General features: G+C 70.6%; 17 protein-coding genes. 11 read left to right on the forward strand and 6 right to left on the reverse strand.

Annotated features, from left to right (window positions below; all coding sequences use genetic code 11):
* Positions 1–138: 138 nt before the first annotated feature.
* The gene (locus Mterra_RS01645) at positions 139–1,569 is read right to left on the reverse strand and encodes a PEGA domain-containing protein (protein ID WP_170159516.1); all 1,431 of its coding nucleotides are present in this window, start codon (positions 1,567–1,569) and stop codon (positions 139–141) included.
* A gap of 82 nt (positions 1,570–1,651) precedes the next feature.
* Here Mterra_RS01645 and Mterra_RS01650 point away from each other — a divergent pair, with 82 nt between their 5' ends.
* The 3 genes from Mterra_RS01650 to Mterra_RS01660 all read left to right on the forward strand — a co-directional run bounded on the left by Mterra_RS01650 (position 1,652) and on the right by Mterra_RS01660 (position 4,145).
* Complete coding sequence (locus Mterra_RS01650; protein ID WP_051304058.1) at positions 1,652–2,335, forward strand: uracil-DNA glycosylase; 684 nt, start codon at positions 1,652–1,654, stop codon at positions 2,333–2,335.
* A 186-nt stretch (positions 2,336–2,521) separates the two neighbouring features.
* Positions 2,522–3,322, forward strand: a complete 801-nt coding sequence (locus Mterra_RS01655; protein ID WP_245971464.1) for a fructosamine kinase family protein — start codon at positions 2,522–2,524, stop codon at positions 3,320–3,322.
* Between the two features lie 64 nt (positions 3,323–3,386).
* A complete protein-coding gene (locus Mterra_RS01660) occupies positions 3,387–4,145 on the forward strand; it encodes a DUF4388 domain-containing protein (protein WP_119313576.1) in 759 nt (252 codons plus the stop codon).
* Between the two features lie 194 nt (positions 4,146–4,339).
* Here Mterra_RS01660 and Mterra_RS01665 read toward each other — a convergent pair whose 3' ends face one another.
* Complete coding sequence (locus Mterra_RS01665) at positions 4,340–5,044, reverse strand: tetratricopeptide repeat protein (protein ID WP_119313611.1); 705 nt, start codon at positions 5,042–5,044, stop codon at positions 4,340–4,342.
* A 62-nt stretch (positions 5,045–5,106) separates the two neighbouring features.
* Positions 5,107–6,252, reverse strand: coding sequence for a deoxyguanosinetriphosphate triphosphohydrolase (locus Mterra_RS01670; protein WP_119313577.1), 1,146 nt, complete (start codon positions 6,250–6,252; stop codon positions 5,107–5,109).
* A gap of 207 nt (positions 6,253–6,459) precedes the next feature.
* On the opposite strand from Mterra_RS01670, the gene Mterra_RS01675 reads away from it, so the two are divergent.
* The 4 genes from Mterra_RS01675 (at position 6,460) to Mterra_RS01695 (ending at position 12,948) form a co-directional block, all read left to right on the forward strand.
* A complete protein-coding gene (locus Mterra_RS01675) occupies positions 6,460–9,861 on the forward strand; it encodes a PAS domain S-box protein (protein WP_119313578.1) in 3,402 nt (1,133 codons plus the stop codon).
* Positions 9,851–10,882, forward strand: coding sequence for an HD domain-containing phosphohydrolase (locus Mterra_RS01680; RefSeq protein WP_245971466.1), 1,032 nt, complete (start codon positions 9,851–9,853; stop codon positions 10,880–10,882). The genes Mterra_RS01675 and Mterra_RS01680 overlap by 11 nt, the downstream gene beginning before the upstream one ends.
* Before the next feature lie 24 nt (positions 10,883–10,906).
* The gene (locus Mterra_RS01685) at positions 10,907–11,218 is read left to right on the forward strand and encodes a hypothetical protein (protein WP_119313580.1); all 312 of its coding nucleotides are present in this window, start codon (positions 10,907–10,909) and stop codon (positions 11,216–11,218) included.
* A 671-nt stretch (positions 11,219–11,889) separates the two neighbouring features.
* Positions 11,890–12,948, forward strand: coding sequence for a TIGR04053 family radical SAM/SPASM domain-containing protein (locus Mterra_RS01695; protein WP_119313582.1), 1,059 nt, complete (start codon positions 11,890–11,892; stop codon positions 12,946–12,948).
* 39 nt (positions 12,949–12,987) lie between these two features.
* Here Mterra_RS01695 and hemG read toward each other — a convergent pair whose 3' ends face one another.
* The 3 genes from hemG to Mterra_RS01710 form a co-directional block, all read right to left on the reverse strand.
* Positions 12,988–14,340 carry a protoporphyrinogen oxidase gene (gene hemG / locus Mterra_RS01700; protein ID WP_119313583.1) on the reverse strand — a complete coding sequence of 451 codons (1,353 nt, stop codon included), beginning with the start codon at positions 14,338–14,340 and terminating at the stop codon, positions 12,988–12,990.
* The gene (hemH, locus tag Mterra_RS01705; RefSeq protein ID WP_119313584.1) at positions 14,337–15,290 is read right to left on the reverse strand and encodes a ferrochelatase; all 954 of its coding nucleotides are present in this window, start codon (positions 15,288–15,290) and stop codon (positions 14,337–14,339) included. Before hemH ends, hemG begins: the two co-directional genes overlap by 4 nt.
* A gap of 112 nt (positions 15,291–15,402) precedes the next feature.
* The gene (locus Mterra_RS01710) at positions 15,403–16,197 is read right to left on the reverse strand and encodes a chlorite dismutase family protein (RefSeq protein ID WP_119313585.1); all 795 of its coding nucleotides are present in this window, start codon (positions 16,195–16,197) and stop codon (positions 15,403–15,405) included.
* Between the two features lie 80 nt (positions 16,198–16,277).
* Here Mterra_RS01710 and Mterra_RS01715 point away from each other — a divergent pair, with 80 nt between their 5' ends.
* The 4 genes from Mterra_RS01715 (at position 16,278) to rimO (ending at position 19,375) form a co-directional block, all read left to right on the forward strand.
* Positions 16,278–17,135: a DMT family transporter gene (locus tag Mterra_RS01715; RefSeq protein WP_119313586.1), complete on the forward strand. Its 858-nt coding sequence runs from the start codon at positions 16,278–16,280 to the stop codon at positions 17,133–17,135.
* 137 nt (positions 17,136–17,272) lie between these two features.
* Positions 17,273–17,518: a type II toxin-antitoxin system Phd/YefM family antitoxin gene (locus tag Mterra_RS01720; protein ID WP_119313587.1), complete on the forward strand. Its 246-nt coding sequence runs from the start codon at positions 17,273–17,275 to the stop codon at positions 17,516–17,518.
* Complete coding sequence (locus Mterra_RS01725) at positions 17,518–17,928, forward strand: PIN domain-containing protein (protein WP_119313588.1); 411 nt, start codon at positions 17,518–17,520, stop codon at positions 17,926–17,928. Before Mterra_RS01720 ends, Mterra_RS01725 begins: the two co-directional genes overlap by 1 nt.
* Positions 17,929–18,001: 73 nt before the next feature.
* On the forward strand, positions 18,002–19,375 hold the full coding sequence (rimO, locus tag Mterra_RS01730; RefSeq protein WP_119313589.1) for a 30S ribosomal protein S12 methylthiotransferase RimO: 1,374 nt from the start codon (positions 18,002–18,004) through the stop codon (positions 19,373–19,375).
* The last annotated feature ends 85 nt before the right edge of the window (positions 19,376–19,460 follow it).

Consider the following 19,460-nt stretch of genomic DNA (forward strand, 5'->3'; position numbering starts at 1 on the left):
GGGGAGGGGTTCCCACGGGCCTTTCGCTGACGGCTGATGGCTGACAGCTGACCGCTAACCGCCCATCTAAACGCTTAAGCCAGCGCGGTGAACGAGGCCCGGAGCAATTCCGGGCCTCGGCCGGTCTCGAGCCTCTGCTCAGCGCGTCTCGATGCGGACGGTGGTGGTCCGGTTGGGCCGCACCTGCACGGCCTGGCGGTAGACGACCCGGCCACCGGAGCGCACCTCGAGGGTGTAGCGGCCGGGCCTTAGCTGCAGGTTGATGGGGGTGCGGCCCGCCAGGCGCCCGTCGATGTACACGTCGGCGCCGGGGACGTCGGTCACGACGCTGAGCACCCCGGTGCTCCCGGTGGGCGGGGCGGGCAGGGCGAGGGTGGCGTTGACGGTGGTGGTGCGGCCCGCCTGGACCGTGACGGTGGTGCGGTAGTCCTGGTAGCCCGCGCGCCGGACCTCCACGGTGTAGGTGCCGCTGTTGAGGCGGGCGCTGTAGGGCGTGCGGCCTACCAGCCGGCCGTTGACGTAGACGTCGGCGTTGGAGGGGTTGGAGGTGACGGTGAGCACGCCCTGGCTGACGGCCGGGCTCAGGTTGACGTTGACGCGGCTGTTGGCGCCGGGGGCGATGGCGACGGTGGTGCGGTAGGTCTGGTAGCCCTGGCGGCGCAGCTCGAGGGTGTAGCTGCCCGGGTTGAGGCTGAGGTTGACCGGGGTGTTGCCCACCAACTGGCCGTTGACGAAGACCTGCGCCCCGGGCGGGTTGGAAGTGACGGCGAGGGTGCCGCTGAGGTTGATGCGCCGCAGGTTGGCGCTGATGCGGGTCGAGGTCCCGCCCTCCACCGAGAGGGTGGTGCGGTAGGGCTCGTAGCCGGGGTAGGTGAGCTGCACGCTGTACTGGCCGCTGTCGAGGGTGAGGGTGGCGGGGGTGGTGCCCGCGCGCTGGCCGTTGATGTAGACGGTGGCCCCGGCGGGGTTGGAGTCGATCACCAGGGTGCCGGTGGGAGGGGGCGGCGGGGTGTACTGGCCGACGTAGTAGAAGGCCACGTCGCTGACCCAGTCCTGGTCGGGCAGCGGCTCGACCACGATGGCCATGGCCTGGCCGAGCTCCTGGCGCCCGTTGACCAGGGCGCGGTTGTTGGCGATGTCGTAGACGCGGGAAAGGTCGAGCGGGGTGCGGCTGGCGACGGCCAGGACCACGCTCTCCCCGAAGGGCGGGGTGACGTCGAAGGTGTAGCGGGCCCCCACGGGCGGGAAGGTGGCGACCTCGTTGGCCCGGATGAAGTTGTCCTGGTCGTAGGGGTTGGGCAGGATGAGGTCGATGTCGCCGCTGGGCAACACCCCGAAGAGGTAGACGTAGGCGTCCTGGTTGGTCTGCACCGAGACGCGGATGTTCTCGCCCACCTGGTAGACCGGCGCACCGCTCTTGCTGGGGTCCTTGTCCACCCACACCCGCACCTGGAGGTCGGTGGGGACGGGGTTGACGATGATGCGCTGCGGGTCGATGCGCTGGCCCAGGGCCAGGCTGCCGAGGGCAATGAGGAGAAGGCAATGGAGCCAATGGATGCTTCGTATCATAGGGAACCCCTCGAGCAGTATAGGCTCAGCAGGTAAACAGGACTTTAGAGCACAATCCACAAGAGAAAGGGGGTTCATGGCTATGGACTCACTCGAGCAACTCAACCAGCGCCTGCGGGAGGGCGTGCGGTGCGACGGCGACTACCCGCCCGTGCCGGGGGAGGGCAACCCGAACAGCCCGGTGGTGCTCATCGGGCACAGCCCCTCCGGCACCGACGCCCAGACCGGCCGGCCCTACAGCGGCCCCGCCGGGGAACTGCTCGACGAACTGCTGGCCGAGGCCGGGGTCAAGCGCGAGGAGCTCTACATCACCAACCTGGTCAAGTGCTGGACCTGGCGGGAGGAGAACGGCCTGCGGGTCAACCGCACCCCCAGCGCCAAGGAGATCAAGGAGTGGGTGCCGGCCTGGCTCAAGCCCGAGCTCGAGCTCATCAGGCCCAAGGCCATCGTCTGCATGGGGGGCCCCACCGCCCAGCACTTCCTGGGCAAGGACTTCAAGATCACGCTGCAGGGGGGGCAGTGGCTCGAGCTGCCCGAGGACTCCCCCTACCTCAAGCTCACCGGCCACCGCCTCGACCCCAAGCCCTTCGTGATGGGGGTGGTGCAGCCGAACTACCTCACCCACCTGCAGGAGCACGCCCCCGAGACCTACCCGGCCGCCCGCGCCAACCTCGTCGCCGACCTGCTCAAGATCAAGCGGGTGCTCGAGGGCAAGCTGCCCAAGCCCAAAGCCCCCAAGCAGGAAGAGCTGGACATCCCCTTCTGATACCCGATTCGGTCGGTCCGGCGCCGGACGGCGGCGGGCTGCCAGGGCCGGAGTTATCCGCGTGGCGGAGGGAGCGCTCTGCGGTCCGAAAAGATAGCCTCTGGGGGTCTTTGGTTCGGTTTTGAACCCGGTATGAAGGGGCCGGGGTACGGCGACGGGCCGCCCGCCGGCGGTATTTTATTGCTCGTGCGTCCTGACCCTCTCCAAATCCTGCGCCGGGCCGGGCTGAGTGCTCAGGGCCTCGAGCGCCTCGCCGGGGGCGACGTGAGCGAGGTGTGGCGGGCCGGGCCCTACGTGCTCAAACTGCGCCGCGACCCGCCGCCCGGCATGTTCGAGGCCGAGGCCCGCGGCCTCTACGCCCTGATGCAGGCCGGGGCGCGGGTGCCCGGGATCGTGTGGGCGGGGGAGGAGGGGCTGGTGCTGGAGTACCTGCCCCCCACCGCGCCCGACTGGGAGACCTTCGCCCGCACCCTCGCCGCGCTGCACAGGCTGCGCCCGCCGGCCTACGGCTGGGACACCCCGGTGTTTTTGGGCAGCTTCCGGCTGCCGGAGGGCACCCTCGAGGACTGGAGCCTGTTCTGGACCGAGTACCGCGTGCGGCCGCTGCTCGAGGCCGCCTGGGGCCGGCTGGGGGAGCTCGGGCCCAAGGTCGAGCGCTCGTTGCAAGACCCCCTGCCCGCCGAAGGCCCCGCCCTGCTGCACGGGGACCTGTGGCACGGCAACGTGCACTTCTCGAGCGGCCCCGTGCTGCTCGACCCCTCGGCGTGGTGGGGCGAGCGGGCGGTGGACCTGGCGATGATGCGGCTGTTCGGCGGCTTCCCGCCCGAATTCTGGCGCTACTACCGCGCCCTCTACCCCGTCCCCGCCGAGGTCGAGGGGGCCATCCCCCGTTACCAGCTTTACTACCTGCTCGCGCACGTGCATTTCTTCGGCCAGGCCTACCTCCCGGCGCTCGAGCGCACCCTCCTTGAGCTTGGCTTTAGGTAACTGGCGTAACCGTTCGGATTCCAGGCCTTCCCCGCCCGGCCTGGGCTACCCTAAAGCCTCGGGTATGGACGGAGACTTCAGCCTCTTAGGGCCCATCGACTTGCTGCAAATGCTCGCCCAGGCCCGGCAGACCGGGGTCTTCCAGGTGCCGGGGGGCAAGGTCTTCATCGACGAGGGCAACCCCATCCATGCCGAGTACCGCGGGCGCAGCGGCCCCGACGGGCTCTACCAGATCCTCGCGCTCAGGGAAGGGCAATTCCGCTTCTTCAAGGGGGAGGTCGCCACCAAGGAGACCCTGGCGGGCACCCTCGACAACTACCTCCTGCAGGCCCTGCGCTACCTCGACAGCCGCGTCGAGATCGGCCCCTTCGACCAGCTGGTGGTCGCCGACAGCCAGCGCACCCACAGCCTCACGCTCTCGCCCGACGAGCACAGGCTGATCATGCTGCTGGGCAAGCCCGTCTCGGTCATTGACCTCATGGGCCAGACCGGCATGACCTTCGAGGCCATCGTCTCGCTGGTGGGCCACCTCGCCCGGCTGGGCCTGGTGCGGGTGATCCACCGCACCCCCCACACCGTGCGGATGCGGGTGGAGATGCTGCTGCAAGAGGGCATCAGCCGCATCGACGCCATGCTCCACAAGGCCTGGAAGCGCCAGTTCGGCGCCTTCGACGCCGTCGAGGTCAGCGTCGAGGGCCGCACCCTCCGCGTCCCCGTCGAGCCCGCCAGCGGCCTGGGCGCCCAGCTCCTCGTCTCCCCCGAGGGCCTGATGTTCTACAACCTGCGCGTGGGGATGGAAGTGCTGGTGTGGCCGGCGATTTGAGGGGCGGGAAGCGGTCAGCCGTCAGCGGGAGGCTAGCAGCTCATGGCGTGTGGGGTATCCCCCCAGCCCCCCTTGCTAAGGGGGGAACATAGCGTCTTGCGTTTGGCTTTTTGCGTACGACGTAGGACGTACGACCCGCGCTCAGCGTCCGGCGTTTAGCGTTTGGCTATCGGCTATCGGCTATCGACCATCGACTAATTCCTCAACAACAAATACACCACCGCCACCACCACGACCAACACCAGCCACCGGCTGTCGAGGTTGCCCGGCAGGGTGCGGCCGGGGCGCGGGAGGCCCGCGTCGCCGAGGCGGCGGGCGGGGCTGCGGTAGAGCAGCCGCTGTTCGCGCTTGAGGTGGTGCACCGATTTGCCGATCTGGCCCAGCTTGCGGTAGGCGGCGGCCAGGTTGTGGTGGGCGTGGGGGTAGTCGGGGTTCGACTGCAGCGCCTTCTCGTACATCACCACCGCCTCGGCGGTGCGGCCGGCCTCGAGCTCGAGGTTGCCCAGGTTGGTGATGGCGCGGTAGTGGCCGGGGTCGAGCCGCAAGGAGCGGTCGAAGGCCAGGCGGGCCCCCTCGCGGTCGCCCTCGCGCACCCGGATCACGCCCAGCACGCAGTTGGCCTCGGCTCCCAGGTGGGGGTCGTCGAGGAAGGGCTCGAGGGCGGCCGGGTCCTCGGCCTCGAAGGCCTTGATCGCCTCGCGGGCGGCGCCCAGGTTGAGGTAGGGGGTGAGGAACTTGGCGTCTTTCTCGAGGCCGGCGCGGGCCATCTCGTAGCGCTTGTCCCGCAGCCAGGCCCGCAGCTCCAGCAGCGCGGCCAACCCGGCCTGGTCGCCCGCGGGCGTCAGGAGGCTCTGCTGCTTGGCTTCGTCGTAGCGGCCCTGCCGCAACAGCTCTTCCATCATCGCGCCCAGCCTATCAGGTCGGCGGGGCCGGGGCACCCGCCGAGGTGCCAATTGCCCCCTCAGCGGCCGTAGGGGTCGAAGAGCTTGGCGTACTCGTCGAGGGCGTAGCGGTCGGTCATGCCGGCGAGGTAGTCGCACACCGCGCGGTAGAGGCCCTGGCTCTCGATGGCCCGCTGGACCCCCGGCGGCAGCATGTCGGGCTGGCGGGTGTAGGTCTCGAAGAGCCGCTCGAGCACCAGCTTCGACTTGCTCACCTGCCGCACGACGTAGTAGTGGCGGTAGAGGTTGGCGAAGAGGAAACGGCGCAGCTCGACGAGGCGGGGCTTGAGGTGGTCGGAGTAGCACGCCAGCAGCGAGGGGTGGGCCCGCACGGCCTCGAGGCTGGCGACGCCGTGCTTCTCCAGCGCCTCGTGGGTGGCCTTCACGCAGTCGGTGATGATCAGGCCCAGCAGCTCGCGGATGAAGGTGCGGCGCTGGAACTCGCTCAGGGCGTCGAGGGCGAAGTCCAGCTCTGCGGCGAGCTCGGCCAGCAGGCGGACCTCCCCGAGCTGCCCCGGGCGCAGCAGCCCCGAGCGCAGCCCGTCGTCGAGGTCGTGGGCGTTGTAGGCGATCTCGTCGGCCAGGTTGACGATCTGGGCCTCCAGGCTCGGCCGCCGCTCGACCTCGAGGCCGTCGTCGGGGGTGTCGTAGAGGGTCTCGTGCTTCATGATCCCCTCGCGGGTCTCCCAGGTGAGGTTGAGCCCGCGGAAGCCGGGGTAGCGCTCCTCGAGGTGGGTCACGATGCGCAACGACTGCCGGTTGTGGTCGAAGCCGCCGTGGCCGGCCATGAGCTCGTTGAGCACCCGCTCGCCCGCGTGGCCGAAGGGCGGGTGCCCGAGGTCGTGGGCGAGGGCGATGGTCTCGGCGAGGTCCTCGTTGAGCCCCAGGGCCCGGGCGATGGAGCGCGCGACCTGGGCGACCTCGAGGGTGTGGGTGAGGCGGGTGCGGTAGTAGTCGCCCTCGTAGTTGACGAAGACCTGGGTCTTGTACTCCAGCCTGCGGAAGGCGGTGGTGTGGATCACCCGGTCGCGGTCCTTCTGGAAGGGGGTGCGGAAGGCCGACTCCCCCTCGGCGAACTCGCGCCCCCGGCTGTTCGCCGCGGTGCAGGCGTAGGGGGCGAGGGCGGCAGCCTCGAGCTGCTGGAGCTTCTCACGGCCGTAGAGCATGCCTGTAGTGTACGGGCCCGGGGCGCGCTCACGGGGTAAATCCCCGTGACCCACGTGCGGGCCGGGGCCGGCCGTGGCCGCGCTTCCCCCGTGACCAATGTGAACCGGCCGGGCCGGGGAGCGCTTGTATAGTGCAAGGGAAGGGTGACGGTGGGTACGGCAAGCGGGCGGCATCACTACGCAAATCACCTCTGGCTGAACTTGCCGTTGAGCGGGAAGGCCGCCCTGGTGGTCATCCTGCCGGTGGTGATGCTGTGCCTGAGCGTGCTGGCCTCCTTCGCCACCCAGCAGGCCGAGGAGCGCACCCTGCACCTGGTGAACCAGGCCTACGAGGTCAACCGCGCCCTCGACGGCTTCCAGCTGGGCCTCGAGCAGACCGCCGCCATGCTGCGCGGCTACTGGCTCAGCCAGGACCCTTCCTTCCTCGAGCGCTACGCCGAGGCGTGGGATCAGGCCCAGCGGCACCTGCGGCGCTTGGCCGCGCTGCAGGGTGAGCCGGCCGGCCGGGCGAACATCGCCCGCCTGGAGGCGCAGAGCGCCCGGCTGCACGAGCTCGTGGGCCCCTACACCCGCGAGCTGCGCCCCGACGCGCCGGGGGTGCGGCAGCGGCTCGCCGCCCTCACCCGGCGCCAGCGGGACTTGCTCGAGGCCCTGCGCGGCGAGATCGCCGCTTACCGCCAGCTCAAGGAGCAGGAGATCGCGCGCAGCCGGGACCGGGCCGAGCGCGAGCACCAGACCAGCCGCATGGTGCTGGTGGCCTCGCTGCTGCTGGGGCTGCTCTCGGGGGTATGGGCGGCGCAGCTCCTGAGCCGGGGCATCGTGCAGCGGGTGCGGGTGCTGCGGCAGAACGCCCTGCGCATCGCCCGCGACCAGGAACTCCTGCCCCACCAGCCCAGCCGCGACGAGCTGGGCCAGCTCGCCGAAGCCCTGCGCCAGGCCAAGGAGCTCATCCGCTCCGAGCAGGAGCGGCTCGCAGTGGCCCTGCGCGCCGGGAAGCTCTCGCTGTTCGAGGTCGAGGTCCCCGATCAGCAGGACAGGCTCGAGGCCCACGCCGACCTGCTCTTCCGCCGGGGCACCATCGCCGACGAGCGCCCCTCGAGCCTCATGGACATCCTCGAGCGCGCCCACCCCGACGACCGCGACAAGGTGATGGCCGCCTGGAACCGCGCGCTCGCCACCAAGGAACCCACCGACCTCGAGTACCGCGTGCTCGACTTCGCCGGGCAGCCGGGCTGGCGCTCGGTGCGCGCCCAGGTCATCCGCAACCGGCTGGTGGGGGTGAGCATCGACATCGACGACCGCAAGAGGGCCGAGGAGGCCCTGCGGCGCGAGCGGGCCCTGCTGCAGGACATCCTCGAGTACGCCCCGGCCATGATCTTCATCAAGGACGCCCAGGGGCGCTACCTGATGGTCAACCGCGCCTACGAGCTCATCGACGGGCGCCCGCGCCACGAGATCGTGGGCAAGACCGACTTCGAGCTCTTCCCGCGCGAGATGGCCCGCGCCTTCCGGGCCCACGACCACGAGGTCATGCACCTCGGCCAGCCCGTCGAGTTCGAAGAGGCCGACCCCCACCGCATCTTCGCCTCCATCAAGTTCCCTCTGCGCACCGCCTCCGGCGAGATCTACGGGCTGTGCGGCATCTCCACCGACGTCACCCACCGCAAGCACATCGAGGCCGCGCTGCGCGACAGCGAGACCCGCTTCCGCCTGCTGGCCGAGGCCAACGTGGCGGGGGTGGTGATGAGCGACGCCGAGGGCGGGCTGAGCTACGCCAACCAGGCCTACCTCGACATGCTCGGCTACACCCGCGAGGAGTTCGAGCAAGGCCGCATCCGCTGGACCGAGATCACCCCCCCCGAGTGGCTCCCCGCCGACGAGCGCGGCATCGCCGAGGCGCGCAGGGGCAAGGCCTCGGTCATCTACGAGAAGGAGTACCTCCACAAGGACGGCCGCCGGGTGCCGGTGCTGCTGGCGCTCGCGCGCGCGGAGATCGCGGGGCAGGAGCGCTTCATCGTGACCGTGCTCGACCTCTCCGAGCGCAAGGAGGCCGAGCGGGCCCGCGAGGAGGCCATGGCCCTGCTGCGCACGACCCTGGAGTCGGTGGAGGAGGGCCTGATCGTCACCGACCTCGACGGCCGCGCCAAGGTCTACAACCGGCGCTTCCTGGAGATGTGGGGCATCGGAGAGGAGGCGCTGGAGAGCGGCCTGCTCCGGCGCCACGAGTTCTTCAGCTCCCGCCTCGCGCAACCGGCCGGCTTCCGCCTCGAGCCCACCGGCCTGCTCGCCGACCCCCTCGTCGAGCTGCGCGACACGCTGCGCCTGAAGGACGGGCGGGTGCTCGAGCTGCTCAGCCGCTCGCAGCAGGCGGGGGGCGAGGTGCTGGGGCGGCTGTGGGCGCTGCGCGACATCACCGCGCAGGTGCAGGCCGCCGCCAGCCTGCAGGCCGCCAAGGAGGAGGCCGAGCGGGCCAACCGGGCCAAGAGCGAGTTCCTCTCGCGCATGAGCCACGAGCTGCGCACCCCCATGAACGCCATCCTGGGCTTCGGGCAACTGCTGCGCATGGAGGAGCTCACGCGCGAGCAGTCCGAGAGCGTCGAGCAGATCCTGCGCGCCGGCCGCCACCTGCTCGACCTCATCAACGAGGTGCTCGACATCGCCCGCATCGAGGCCGGGCGGATGACGCTGTCCATCGAGGGCGTGGCGATGGACGAGGTGGTGCGCGAGTGCCTCGACCTGTTGCGCCCCCTCGCCCACGCCCGCCGGCTCGCCCTCGACACCTCCGCCCTCGAGGCCGGGGCCGCCTCGCGCTGCGTCCTCGCCGACCGCCAGCGCCTCAAGCAGGTCCTGCTCAACCTCTTCTCCAACGCCATCAAGTACAACCGCGAGGGCGGGCGGGTGAGCCTGTCGTGCCAGCGGCGCCCCGCGGGGCGGCTGCGGCTGAGCGTGCGCGACACGGGGGCGGGCATCCCGCCGGAGAAGCTCGAGCGCCTGTTCCAGCCCTTCGACCGCCTCGACGCCGAGGGCAGCGGGATCGAGGGCACCGGGCTGGGGCTGGCCCTCTCGCAGCGCCTGGTGGAGGCCATGGGCGGCAGCCTGGGGGTCGAGAGCGTGGTCGGGGTGGGCAGCACCTTCTGGCTCGAGCTCCCCCTCGCCCAGGCGGAGCCCGCCGGGCAGGAGCTCCCGTCCGAGGCCACGCCCCGGCCCCCGGCCCCCCTCCCCGGCGAGGGCCGGACCCTGCTGTACATCGAGGACAACCTCTCCAACCTGAGCCTGCTCGAGCGCCTGCTGGCCTACCGGCCGGGGCTGCAACTGATCTCGGCGATGCAGGGGCGGCTGGGCCTCGAGCTCGCCCGCTCCCGCAAGCCCGACCTCATCCTCCTCGACCTCCACCTCCCCGACCTCGCCGGTCAGGAGGTGCTCGCCCGGCTCAAGGCCGACGCGCACACCGCGGAGATCCCCGTGGTGGTGCTCAGCGCCGACGCCTCCCCCCAGCAGATGCACAGCGCCCTGGCCCGGGGCGCGGTAGAATTCCTGCCGAAGCCCCTGGACCTCGAGCGATTCGACCTCGTATTGAGCCAAGTGTTGGGGGGTGTGCGTGAAGCCTGAACCCATGACCATTCTGCTCATCGACGATGAACCGGCCAACGTCGTCTTCCTCGAGCGCCTGCTGCGCAAGGACGAGGGCCTGCACCTCATCAGCACCCAGGACCCCCGCGAGGTGACCGGGCTCTACCTCCGCCACCACCCCGACCTCGTCCTCCTCGACCTGCACATGCCCCACCTCGACGGCTTCGAGGTGCTCGAGCAGCTCCAGCGCCTCGACCGCGGCAACGACCTCGTGCCCAAGGTGGTGCTCACCGCCGACGCCACCCCCGAGGCCCGCCACCGCGCCCTCTCGCTGGGGGCCAAGGACTTCCTCACCAAGCCCCTCGACGCGCTCGAGGTGCTGCTGCGGGTGAAGAACCACCTCGAGACCCGCCGCCTGCACCGGGCGTTGCAGGGCGAGAACTCCCTGCTCTCCGAGATCGTGCGCGACCGCACCCAGGAGCTCGAGGCCGCCCGGCTCGAGGTGCTCGACCGCCTGGCCCGCGCCGCCGAGTACCGCGACGACGAGACCGGCGAGCACGTCAAGCGCGTCGCCGCCAACGCCGCCCGCTTGGCCGAGGCCTTAGGCCTCGACTTCAACACCGTCGATGTCATCCGCCACACCGCCCCGCTGCACGACGTGGGCAAGATCGGCATCTCCGACCTGATCCTCAAGAAGCCGGGCAAGCTCACGCCCGAGGAGTTCGAGGTCGTCAAGACCCACACCGTCATCGGGGCGGGGCTGCTGGCCGGGGGCCGCACCGAGATGCTGCAGGTCGCCGAGCGCATCGCCCGCTCGCACCACGAGCGCTGGGACGGCAGCGGCTACCCCGACGGCCTGGCCGGGGAGGCGATCCCGCTCGAGGCCCGCATCGTCTCGGTCGTTGACGTCTTCGACGCCCTCACCAGCAAGCGCCCCTACAAGCGGGCCTGGACCGTCGAGGAGGCCCTGGCCGAGATCGCCGCCCAGGCCGGGCGGCAGTTCGACCCCCGCATCGTCGAGGCGCTGCTGCGCATCCAAACGACCCTCCAGGTCGAGTGAGGCCTGCTATAGTCTGAACGGCTTATGAAGAGATCCCTGTTGCTCCTAGGTCTGCTCAGCCTGTTGGTCGCCTGCGTGCCGAGGACGGGGGTGCTCGGGCGCTACTACACCCTGGTCGTCCAGAACAAGTGCTTCGGCAACTACTCGACCGTCTACGTCTACATGGACGGCGCCCAGTTGCTCGGGGCGGTGTCCAGCGGCGAAACCCGGACCTTCATCAGCATCCCCGAGGGCAGCCGCGAGTTCAAGGCGGTGCCCTCCACCGGCAAGGGCGACCCCTACTTCGTGGCGTACCGGATGGACGCGGACAAGACGTGGGTGTTGTGCGGGAGGTAGGGGTGAGGGGGTTGGGGGTCGGTAGCCGGGCGCCGGGCGCAAGACGCAATAGGTTATACCGGGTTCAAAAAGATAATCATCCAGCCCAGGACCCTGGAGGCTGTCTTTTTGGACCCTAGAGCCCACCCCTCCCTGACGGTCGGCGAAGCAAGCGTCTCCCTTCCAAGGGGCGGTATCGCCCTCCGCTACGCGGATAACTTCGGCCGGCCGCCCCGCCAAGGCGGGGCCGCGTCACCGTTCGGTGACGAACGGACCGAATCGGGTATTAGACGCAGGTCGTACGTCCTACGCGAAATGCCCAGGCCTCGGCCCTAGACCCTCGACGCCCTACCTCTGCCCTGGGGGTGCATCCCCGAAGCCTGGGGGAGCACCCCCGAGGCTATCTGCCGCACCCCCGAAGCCTGGGGCACCATCCCCCGGGTCTGGGGACGCATCCCCGAAGCGTGGGGCACCATCCCCAAAGCCCGGGGATCCTCCCCCAAGGCCAGGGGATGGACCCCCAAGGCTTGCTGCCGCATCCCCAAAGCCCGGGGATGCACCCCCAAAGGCCGGGGCGGCATCCCCCGGCCCCTCGAGCCCGTACCCCCTCACGGGCGGGCTCGAGGGCCCGGTGAAGCGCCGGGAGGAGCGCCGGGGACATCTGTCTGGCGGGACTTCCCGAACATGGGGGCGTGCGACCCGACTTCAACCGCTACCCCTTGCTGGTGGCCTGGGAGATGACCCACGCCTGCCTGCTGGCCTGCAAGCACTGCCGCGCCTGCGCCGAGCCCGACCCGCTGCCGGGCGAGCTCAGCACCGAGGAGGGCCTGCGCCTGCTGGAAGAGCTCGCCACCTACACCCCCAAGCCCATCCTGCTCCCCACCGGGGGCGACCCCCTGCGCCGCCCCGACCTCTTCGTGCTGCTGGCGAAGGCACGGGAGCTGGGGCTCACCGTGGGGATCACCCCGGCGGTCACCCCGCTGCTGACCCGGGAGGTCGTCGGGCGCTTCAAGGAGCTGGGGGTCCACCAGATGGCCCTCTCGCTCGACGGGGCCAGCCCCGAGGCCCACGACGGCTTCAGGGGCGTGCCCGGGACCTTCCAGCGGGCCATGGAGGCGCTCGAGTGGGCCCGGGAGGTGGGCCTGCCCACCCAGGTCAACACCACCGTCACCCGCCTCACCCTCGCCGAGCTCCCCGGGATCGCCCGGGTCATCGTGGAGAAGGGCGTCGCCACCTGGGAGGTGTTCTTCCTGGTCCCCGTCGGGCGCGGGGCGGTGCTCAGCCAGCTATCGCCCGAGGAGTACGAGCAGGTGATGCACTGGCTCTACGAGACCAGCCGCGACCAGGGCATCAAGATCCGCACCACCGAGGGGCCGCACTTCCGGCGGGTGGTGACGCAGCGGCGCCGGGCCGAGGGCGCGGAGGACCAGGCCCTGGTGGGGCACGGGCGCGGGGTCCACCTCTCCGACGGCAACGGCTTCGTGTTCGTCTCGGCCACCGGCGAGGTCTACCCCTCGGGCTTCCTGGCCGAGCCGGGCGGGAACATCCGGCAGCGCCCCCTGCGCGAGATCTACCAGCACAGCCCGCTGTTCACCGAGTTGCGCGACAAGAGCCTGCTGCGCGGCAAGTGCGGGGTCTGCGAGTACAAGCAGCTTTGCGGGGGGAGCCGCGCGAGGGCCTGGGCCGAGACCGGCGACCACCTGGGCTCCGACCCGCGCTGTGCGTACCGGCCTCGAGCCTGGCAGGGCTGATCCGAAGGACTTCTCGCGGAAGTCGTCGATAGTCGATAGCTACCCCAGGAATTCCACGGCCCGGGCCGCTTTCTCCTGGCCCATCCGCACCACCTCGGGCAGGCCCACCCCGAAGTAGGCGGCCCCGGCGAGGAAGAGCCCGGGCAGGCTCTCGGCCTCCATCGCCGCCGCCACGCGCTGCTGGTGCCCCAGGGTGTAGTGCGGCAGGCCCTCCTGCCAGCGGAAGACCCAGGTGCGCCCGGGCGGGGGCACCCGGCCCCACAGCCGTTGCAGGTCGGCCAGGGCCAGCCGGACCAGCTCGGCCTCGTCGGCCCTCACCCCCGAGAAGTAGGCCCGCACCAGCCCGTAGCCCTCGGGGGCGCGGCCTTTCCACTTCTGGTCGGTCCAGGTGAAGCCCCGCACCGCGAAGCCCCGGCCCGCCGCCATCAGCATCCCGTGGCCTGTCCGCGGGGGCAGGCTTTCGAGGGGGAAGGCCAGCGAGACCGTGGCCGAGTCGCCGTAGGGGATCTGCCGCAGGGCCTCGGCGGCCGAGGGGTGGAGGGGCTCGAGCAGGCGGGCGCTCACGCCCGCCGGGGTCGCCAGGATCACGGCGTCGGCCTCGAGCCAGCCCTCCGGGGTGTGGACGCGCCAGCCCTCGCCCCGGCGCTCGAGCGCGCTCGCGGCGGCGCCCAGCCGCAGCGTCACGCCGCCGAGGCCCTGCTCCAGCGCCCGGACCCACTGCCCCAGGCCGCCCTCCAGCGAGGCGAAGAGCTGGCCCGCCTCCCGGCTGCCCCGCTGGCCGCGCTGCCTGAGCGCCCCGCGCACCAGGCTGCCGTGCTCCTGCTCGAGGGCCTTGAGCTGGGGGAAGGCCGCCAGGGTGGAGAGGGAGTAGGGGTCGCCGCCGTAGATGCCGCCCGAGAGGGGCGCGGCCAGCCGCTCCCAGACCTGCCGCCCCAGGCGCCGCCGGATGAAGGCCCCGAAGGGCTCGTCGCCCGGGGGGCCCTTGGGCAGCAGCAGGTCGAGCACCGCCCGGGCCTTGCCGAAGGGGGAGAGCAGGGGCGTGAGGGCGAGGGCCCGCAGGTCGCCCGGCACCACCATCTGCAGCCCGGCGGGGATGGGCAGCGCCCGCTCCCCGTCGTGGATCAGGGCCGAGGGGCGGGCGGGGAGGGTGCCCACGACCTGCCCCTCCAGCCCCAGCTCCTTCATCAGGGCCAGGGCCCAGGGCTTGTAGCGCACCACCGCGTCGGGGCCGCCCTCGAGCACGAAGCCCTCCTCGGCCACGGTGCTGACCTTGCCCCCCAGCCGCCCGGCGGCCTCGAGCAGGCCGATCTCCAGGCCGGGGGCGGCGCGGCGGGCGTGGTAGGCCGCGGCCAGCCCGGCCATCCCGCCCCCCACGATCACCAGGCGGCTCATCGGAACTCCGCCCACCGCCGGCTCACCACGTCGCGCAGCACCTCGACGTAGTCGGGGTCGGCGTTGAGGCTGCGGGTGCGCAGCAGGCGTAGCCCCAGGCGCTGGGCGGTGGCCTGGGCCTCGTGGTCGAGGTCGTAGTAGACCTCGAGGTGGTCGCTGGGGAAGCCCACCGCCGTCACCACCACCTCCTCGTAGCCCTGCCCGGCGGCCTGCTCGAGCCGCTCGTTGACGTCGGGCCCGATCCAGGGCTCGGGGGTGCGCCCCGCCGACTGCCAGGCGGTGTCCCAGTGCTGCAGGCCCAGCCGCCGGGCCACCAGCTCGGCGGTGGCCCGCACCTGCTGCTGGTAGCGCCCGTCCTGCGCGGCCCGCTCGGGGATGGAGTGCGCGGTGAAGAGGAAGAGGGCCCGCCGGGGGTCCACCAGCCGCCACACCTGCTCGCCCACCCGCGCGGCGACGGCCTGCACGTAGCCGGGGTGGTCGTAGTAGTGCTCGACGTAGCGCACCTCGAAGGGCCGCCCGAGCTCCTCAAGCGCCTGCTCCACCTTCTCCTGGTACTCCGCGATGCTGCGGGCCGAGTAGTGCGGCGCGGCCACCACCCCCACCGCCCGCTCCACCCCGTCCTCGGCCATGGCCTGCACCGCCTCCTTGATGAAGGGGTGCCAGTGCTTGGTGCCGTGGTAGACCCGCGCCGGGCCCCGCACCCGCGCCCCCGGCGAAGCGCCGAGCGGCTCGGGGTAGAGCGGCAGCGTGGCGTTGAGGGCGGCCTCGAGCCGCACCGCCTGGGCGTAGGTGATCTCGTTGAGCGGGCTGCGCCCGATGAGGCGGTAGCGCTCCTCGAGCTCCTCCAGCAATTCCTTCGTCGGGGGGCGCCCCCGGCGGATGTCGGTGTAGTAGGCTTCGATCTCGCCGCGCCGGTAGGGCGTTCCGTAGGCCATCAGGAGTACGTTCATGGTTGGGTCCTTTTAGGGTCGTACGTCATACGCAAAACGCAAAACGCCGGAAACCGCGACCCACCAGCGTCTTGCGTTTTGCCTCCAGCCGCTATCGACTATCGCCACGTGCTCAGGCTAAGTCGTCCAGCGCCTCCCGGATGCCCTTCTTCACACAGGTGAACATCGGCGTGTCGCGCAGGGTGTAGAGGCTGGCCTCGGTGAAGCGCAGGCGCTGCACGAGGTCAACGAACTCCTGGGGGTAGTTGGAGTCGAAGGCCACCACGAACTCCTGGTCGTCGATGCCGTAGGAGTAGCTGGTGTTGAGCGTGACCCCGGTGAAGGGCGCGGAGACGTAGATGTGCTCGTCCATCATGCCCTGACGGGCCTGGGGGGAGAGGTTGTACCAGGCTCGAGTCTTTACGAAGGGGTAGACGAAGAGGTAGCTGCCCTCGCCCGGCCGCAGGTGCACCCCCTCGCCCTCGGGGTTGAAGCGGTCTACGTAGATCGAGCGCTTCTGCATGGAGAGGAAGGAGTAGGGCTGGGTGAGGTAGCCCGCGAGCGCGGTGCGGTTGATCTCGCGCTGCATGGCCTGGAAGTCTTGCACGTCGAAGGAGGCGCGCCAGAGCATGAAGTCCACGTCGGCGCGCAGCCCTACTAAGCTGTAGGTGCGCAGGATGAAGCCTTCCCCGCGCTCGGCCCAGCGCTCGCACACCTGGGCGAACTCGGCCTTGGCGGCCTCGAGCTCCTCCTTGGGCAGGCGGCGGAAGGCGGGGTCGAGCTTATAAAAACTGTAGTTGAGGAACTGGCGCTTGGCCTGGTCGGGGGCCTTGCGGCTGATGAGCCCGGCGGGGTCTAGGTCCACCATGCGCCGGGTGGGCTTCTCCTCGTACTGGCGTTGGGGCTTCGGGTCGGTCTCGTCTGCCATAACCGGGTTAACGTAGCACGTCCGAACTCCCGACATTTGCCCCCCCAATCCCAATTCCGGCGATAGACTCTTGGGAGCTTATGAGCGAAGTGCAGCGTGGACTCTTGGCCGGGGTGCTGGCGTCGGCGATCTGGGGCGGGATGTACGTGGTGTCGAAGGTGGTGCTCGAGGTCGTCCCGCCCGTCACCCTGGTGGCGGTTCGCATGGGGATCGCCTTCGTGGCGATGCTGTTGTACCTGCGCCTGCTGGGCCGGGGCTGGCGCCTGCCGCGCGAGCTATGGGGACGGGTGCTGGCGATGGGGCTGGTGGGCTACGCCCTCTCCATCACCGCGCAGTTCATCGGCACCGACCTGGCGGGCGCGGCGCTCGGCTCGCTGATCACCACGGCCTCGCCCTTGGTCACGGTGGCCCTGGCCTCGCTGCTGGGCCTCGAGCGGGTCACGGCCCGGGCCTGGCTGGGCCTGGGGGTCGCGCTGCTGGGGGTCTGGGTGCTCTCCGGCAGCGGCGAGGCCAACCTGCCCGGCGTCCTCTGGCTGCTCCTGGCCGCCCTCACTTGGGGCGTGCTGGGCCTCATCGGCGGCCAGGCCGTGCGCCGCCACGACCCGGCTTTGGTCTCGGCCTGGGCCAGCGCGGTGGGCGGCGCGGCGCTGCTGCCCCTGGTGCCGGGCGAGCTCGCCCGGCAGCCGGTGGGGGAGATCACCGCGGGGATCGTGGCCGGGGTGCTCTACCTGGGCATCGTCTCCACGGCGGTGGCCTTCACCTTCTGGGTGTACGCGGTGGCTCGAGCGGGCTCAGTGCTCAGCGGCATCGCCTTCTTCGCCCAGCCCGCGGTGGGGGCGCTGCTCGGGTGGGCGCTGCTGGGCGAGTCGCTGGGGCTGGGGTTCGCGCTGGGGGCGGCGCTGCTGGTGGCGGGGGCGCTGGTGGCGCGGCCAAAGTGACCCCGATGGTACTGGTCGGTGGATTATAGCGGATATCTGCGTCGGGGACGATAGTCCAGGGCTATTCGCGGGTGTGCTCGCCGGTTTTCTTGAACCAGGAGGCCCACTTAGCTAAACTGGCTAAGTAGGAGGCCGTCATGCGGACTGTTAACATGCACGAAGCGAAAACCCAGCTCTCCAGGCTCGTCGAGGCAGTAGAGCGGGGGGAGACCGTCGTCATTGCCCGGAAAGGGAAGCCCGCCGCGCAGCTCGTGCCCTACGAGGAAAGAAGGAGACGAAGCTGGCCGCAGGTGATCCTCGAGCTCTCCGGTCCCTATGACCCCGAGGCCTTCGAGCTGAGCCGGGCCGACCTCAAGGCCCCCGAAGCGCAGGAGCTGTTCTGATGCGCTATCTCCTCGACGCGGACACGATCAGCTTCTTCGTCCGCCGCCACCCGACGGTGTTGGACCGGCTCAAGGCCACGCCTCCTGAATTGGTGGCCGTCTCGAGCATCACCGCGATGGAGATCGAGTTCGGGCTTCAGCGCAAGCCCGAACGCAGGGCGAGCGTGGAGCCGATCGTAGCCGCCCTTTTCGAGGCGGTCGAGGTCTTGCCCTACGGCCTCGCGGAGGCACGGGCCACCGCCGCGGTCCGGGCCGCGCTCGAGCGGCAGGGCCAGCCTATCGGGGCTTATGACGTGCTGGTGGCGGGAACTGCGCTGGCGAATGGGCTAATCGTGGTTTCGGGGAACGTGCGGGAGTATCGGCGGGTCGCCGGGCTGGCGGCGGAAGACTGGCGGGAGCCGGAGGTCTGAGACAGCGAGGCCGGGAAGGTACCTGCTATACTCGGGAAGTTGCCGGTTCGCCCTGGCGGACCCAAAGGAGCGTATGGCAGGCAAGGTTGGCTTCGTGAGCTTGGGCTGTCCCAAGGCGCTGGTTGATTCCGAACAGATCCTCTCGCGGCTGCGCGCGGAGGGCTACGAGACCTCCCCCACCTACGACGGGGCCGACGTGGTGGTGGTCAACACCTGCGGCTTCATCACCCCGGCCGTCGAGGAGTCGCTCTCGGCCATCGGGGAGGCCCTGGCCGAGAACGGCAAGGTCATCGTCACGGGCTGCCTGGGGGCCAAGCCCGAGGTCGTCAAGGCGGCGCACCCGCAGGTGCTCGAGGTCACCGGCCCCGGCGAGGTGGACCGGGTGCTCGCCGCCGTGCACCAGGTCGCCCCGCCCGACGCCAACCCCTTCACCGCGCTCGTCCCGCCCGCCGTCAAGCTCACCCCGCGCCACTACGCCTACCTCAAGATCGCCGAGGGCTGCAACCACAAGTGCAGCTTCTGCATCATCCCCAAGCTGCGCGGCCTGCAGGCCTCGCGCGACGCCGCCGACGTGCTCTTCGAGGCCACCCGGCTGGTGGGCACGGGCACCAAGGAGCTCCTCGTCATCGCCCAGGACTCCTCGGCCTACGGCGTGGACCTCCGCCACCGCGAGTCCGACTACGCGGGCAAGAAGGTGCGGGCCCACCTCGTGGACCTCGTGCGCGAGCTCTCGGGGCTGGGGGCCTGGGTGCGCCTGCACTACGTCTACCCCTACCCCCACGTGCGCGACCTGATCCCGCTGATGGCCGAGGGCAAGCTGCTGCCCTACCTCGACGTCCCCCTCCAGCACGCCAGCCCCCGCGTCCTGCGGGCCATGCGCCGCCCCGGCGGCGCCGAGAGCCACCTCAAGACCATCCAGGAGTGGCGCTCCGTCGCCCCCGACCTCGCCATCCGCTCGACCTTCATCGTGGGCTTCCCCGGCGAGAGCGAGGAGGACTTCCAGCTCCTCCTCGACTTCATCGCCGAGGCCAAGCTCGACCGGGTGGGCTGCTTCACCTACTCCGAGGTGGAGGGCGCCGACGCCAACGCCTTAGGGGGCCACGTCCCCGAGGAGGTTAAGGAGGAGCGCAGGGCCCGCTTCATGGAGCTGCAGAGCCGGGTGAGCCTCGAGAAGAACCGCTCACGCGTGGGGCAGGTGCTCGAGGTCATCGTGGACGAGTACGGCGAACTGCCGGGCCAGGTGGTGGGCCGCAGCAAGCACGACGCGCCGGGCATCGACGGGCTGGTCTATGCCGACACCGACGGCACGGTGAAGATCGGCGACATCATCCGGGTGCGCGTCACCCACGCCGAGACCTACGACCTGCACGCCGAGATGGTGGGCGCGGTCGCCTGGAAGCCCAACGTTCCGGTGATGGGCGTGTCGGACGGGCTGATCCGGTTGTAAGCTAAGGTCGTTTTGATGAAGCGTCCGAGGTCTTGCGTCCTACGTCGTACGCCCTTTGTTCTGGCGTTGGGCGTTGGACGTTGGG

The organism is Calidithermus terrae (assembly GCF_003574345.1).
Taxonomy (GTDB): domain Bacteria; phylum Deinococcota; class Deinococci; order Deinococcales; family Thermaceae; genus Calidithermus; species Calidithermus chliarophilus.

Bases quoted from the DNA above. Each gene is read 5' to 3' on its own strand.
- Mterra_RS01645 (WP_170159516.1), bottom strand. From the start codon at position 1,569: ATGATACGAAGCATCCATTGGCTCCATTGCCTTCTCCTCATTGCCCTC.
- Mterra_RS01650 (WP_051304058.1), top strand. From the start codon at position 1,652: ATGGACTCACTCGAGCAACTCAACCAGCGCCTGCGGGAGGGCGTGCGG.
- Mterra_RS01660 (WP_119313576.1), top strand. From the start codon at position 3,387: ATGGACGGAGACTTCAGCCTCTTAGGGCCCATCGACTTGCTGCAAATG.
- Mterra_RS01665 (WP_119313611.1), bottom strand. From the start codon at position 5,044: ATGGAAGAGCTGTTGCGGCAGGGCCGCTACGACGAAGCCAAGCAGCAG.
- Mterra_RS01670 (WP_119313577.1), bottom strand. From the start codon at position 6,252: ATGCTCTACGGCCGTGAGAAGCTCCAGCAGCTCGAGGCTGCCGCCCTC.
- Mterra_RS01685 (WP_119313580.1), top strand. From the start codon at position 10,907: ATGAAGAGATCCCTGTTGCTCCTAGGTCTGCTCAGCCTGTTGGTCGCC.
- hemG (WP_119313583.1), bottom strand. From the start codon at position 14,340: ATGAGCCGCCTGGTGATCGTGGGGGGCGGGATGGCCGGGCTGGCCGCG.
- hemH (WP_119313584.1), bottom strand. From the start codon at position 15,290: ATGAACGTACTCCTGATGGCCTACGGAACGCCCTACCGGCGCGGCGAG.
- Mterra_RS01710 (WP_119313585.1), bottom strand. From the start codon at position 16,197: ATGGCAGACGAGACCGACCCGAAGCCCCAACGCCAGTACGAGGAGAAG.
- Mterra_RS01715 (WP_119313586.1), top strand. From the start codon at position 16,278: ATGAGCGAAGTGCAGCGTGGACTCTTGGCCGGGGTGCTGGCGTCGGCG.
- Mterra_RS01720 (WP_119313587.1), top strand. From the start codon at position 17,273: ATGCGGACTGTTAACATGCACGAAGCGAAAACCCAGCTCTCCAGGCTC.
- Mterra_RS01725 (WP_119313588.1), top strand. From the start codon at position 17,518: ATGCGCTATCTCCTCGACGCGGACACGATCAGCTTCTTCGTCCGCCGC.
- rimO (WP_119313589.1), top strand. From the start codon at position 18,002: ATGGCAGGCAAGGTTGGCTTCGTGAGCTTGGGCTGTCCCAAGGCGCTG.